This window comes from Dietzia maris (assembly GCF_014144855.1).
Lineage (GTDB): Bacteria > Actinomycetota > Actinomycetes > Mycobacteriales > Mycobacteriaceae > Dietzia > Dietzia kunjamensis.
Map to the genome: position 1 here is coordinate 1 of NZ_JAALDN010000257.1, position 2,473 is coordinate 2,473.

The following is a 2,473-nucleotide window of genomic DNA, read 5'->3' on the forward strand; positions in this document are numbered from 1 at the left end:
CCCTCCGGGGCGCGGTCGGCTCGGGTCGGGCGTCGGGTTTCACGGGTGTGAGGTTACCCAGCGGCGCCCCCGGGGTGGCCCGTGGTGTCGGGACGTGGGAACATTTGGGGGTTCCCCTGGCGTTGACACAAGCAGGAACCACGCAGCGTCGTGTCGATCCGCATGAATTGACGCAGACGAACACGGCAGAAGGAGTTCGCATGGCAGATCGAGTCCTCAGGGGCAGCCGCCTCGGTGCGGTGAGCTACGAGACCGACCGGGACACCGACCTCGCGCCGCGCCGCATGGCGCGGTACCAGACCCCCAACGGCGAGGTCTACGAGGTCCCGTTCGCCGATGACGCCGAGATCCCCGGCGCCTGGATGTGCAAGAACGGCCAGGAGGGCCAGCTCATCGACGGCCCCGCGGCCGAGGTCAAGAAGGGCAAGCCGCCGCGTACCCACTGGGACATGCTGCTCGAGCGTCGCTCCCTGGACGAGCTCGAGGAGCTGCTCAAGGAGCGGATGGACCTGCTCAAGAAGCGGCGCCGCGCCGGTGCGCGGTAGGTAGTACCGAGCGGCCACCGGATATCGCCCGGTGGCACCGGAACGCCCCGGCCCCGCAGGGCCGGGGCGTTCTCCTGTGTCCGGGGTCGGTGTGCGGCCGGAGCCGGCGCGCACCGGGTCAGCGGCCGACGAGGCCCTTGAGCTGGCGTCGACGCTTCTCCCAGCCCCAGCGGGCCACGTTGACCGCGGCCTCGCGGAAGATCGACTCGCTCATCTTGGACTGACCGACGGTGCGCTCGGTGAAGGTGATGGGCACCTCCGTGACCCGGCGCCCGTTGTTCAGCAGACGCCACGTCATGTCGATCTGGAAGCAGTAGCCCTTGGACTCGATGGCGTCGAGGTCCAGCTCGGCCAGGGCGTCGGCCCGGTAGGCGCGGTAGCCGGCGGTGATGTCCTTGATGCCCACGCCCAGCATGACCCGGGAGTAGACGTTGCCGCCGCGGGAGATGACGTGGCGCTGCCACGGCCAGTTGACCACCGCGCCGCCGGGGACGTAGCGGGAGCCGATCGCCAGGTCGGCGCCGCCGTCGACGGCGGCGAGCATCGCGGGGAGCCGCTCGGGCGGGTGGCTGCCGTCGGCGTCCATTTCCACGAGCACGGTGTACCCGCGCTCGAGACCCCAGCGGAACCCGGCGATGTACGCGGCCCCGAGCCCCTGCTTGCCCTCGCGGTGCATCACGGTGATGCGCCCGCGCGGGTCCTCGGTGGCGAGCCGGTCGGCCACCTCGCCGGTGCCGTCGGGGCTGTTGTCGTCGGCGATGAGGACCGAGACCTCGGGGGCCGCGGCCAGCAACCGCTCCACCACGCCGGGCAGGTTGTCCCGCTCGTCGTAGGTAGGGATGATCACCAGGGTGCGCGCGGACGGCGCGTGTTCGCCCGGCGTCGTCGGATCGGTCACTTACTTCTCCTCGGTTCGGGTCGCGGCTCGTTGCCGGGTGCGGACCAGCGCCCATGCCAGTGCGACGAGCCCGATGAGGCAGCTCACCGCCTGCGGGATGCCACCCAGTCGGGTTGCCATCGTACCGGCCCCGCCCACCTCGACCTGCGCCGCCAGCACCGCGGGCTCGAAGATGCCGCTCTCGGCGCGGACGTCGCCGTCGGGGCCGATGACGGCGCTGACCCCGCTGGTCGCGGCGATCAGCACGGGCACGTCGTGCTCCACGGCCCGCACCCGGGACATCGCGAGTTGTTGGTACGTCATGGGTGAGCGGCCGAAGGTGGCGTTGTTGGTGGGGACGGTGAGGATCTGCGCGCCGCGGGAGACGGGCTCGCGGGCGGCGGCGTCGAAGGCGACCTCGAAGCAGATGGCCACGCCCAGGTCCACCCCGCCCGCGGTGACGACGTGGTCGCCGTCGCCGGGGATGAAGTGCCCGGCGGTCCGGGCGATCGGGAACAGCGCCTCGAGCGACTCGCGCAGCGGGAGCCACTCCCCGAACGGCTGGATGTACTTCTTGTCGTGGCGGTCGACCACCGGGCCCTCGGCGGGGCCAGAGGAACGGCCGTCCCACACGAGATAAGAGTTGTGCGCTTCGCGGCCCTCGCCGGTGGGCAGGACGGTGCCCACGAGGATCGGTGCCTCCAGGCGTCGGGACAGGGCGGTGATCTGGGCGGCGGCGAGCTGGTCGGCCAGCGGCGAGATGTCGGAGGCGTTCTCCGGCCACAGCACGAAATCCGGCGGGGCCTCGGTGCCGGCCTCGACATCGTCGGCGTACTCGGCGGTGACGCGCAGGTGGTTCTCGAGCACCGCGCGGCGTTGGGCGTTGAAGTCCAGGCCGAGGCGCGGGACGTTGCCCTGGATCACGGCGACCTCGACGGTGTCGTTGGGCTCGCCGCCGGTCGGGGCGAGGGCCGCGACGGCGACCAGGCCCGCGGTCACCAGGGGCACCGTGAGCAGGCCGGCGGCGGCGCGGACGGGTCGGTCACGGCGC

At 72.1% G+C, this 2,473-nt stretch carries 3 protein-coding genes; 1 reads left to right on the forward strand and 2 read right to left on the reverse strand.

From position 1 onward, the window contains the following. Positions 1-200 precede the first annotated feature (200 nt). Positions 201-545 carry an RNA polymerase-binding protein RbpA gene (locus G6024_RS09035; RefSeq protein ID WP_159148527.1) on the forward strand — a complete coding sequence of 115 codons (345 nt, stop codon included), beginning with the start codon at positions 201-203 and terminating at the stop codon, positions 543-545. A 118-nt stretch (positions 546-663) separates the two neighbouring features. Here G6024_RS09035 and G6024_RS09040 read toward each other — a convergent pair whose 3' ends face one another. Further along, positions 664-1,443, reverse strand: coding sequence for a polyprenol monophosphomannose synthase (locus tag G6024_RS09040; protein ID WP_159148528.1), 780 nt, complete (start codon positions 1,441-1,443; stop codon positions 664-666). Continuing rightward, positions 1,444-2,473 (reverse strand): apolipoprotein N-acyltransferase (gene lnt / locus G6024_RS09045; RefSeq protein ID WP_159148529.1); only part of this gene is annotated, 1,030 nt, incomplete at its 5' end.

Excerpts from the sequence above, each read along its gene's own strand:
- G6024_RS09035 (WP_159148527.1), top strand. The coding sequence starts at position 201 with ATGGCAGATCGAGTCCTCAGGGGCAGCCGCCTCGGTGCGGTGAGCTAC.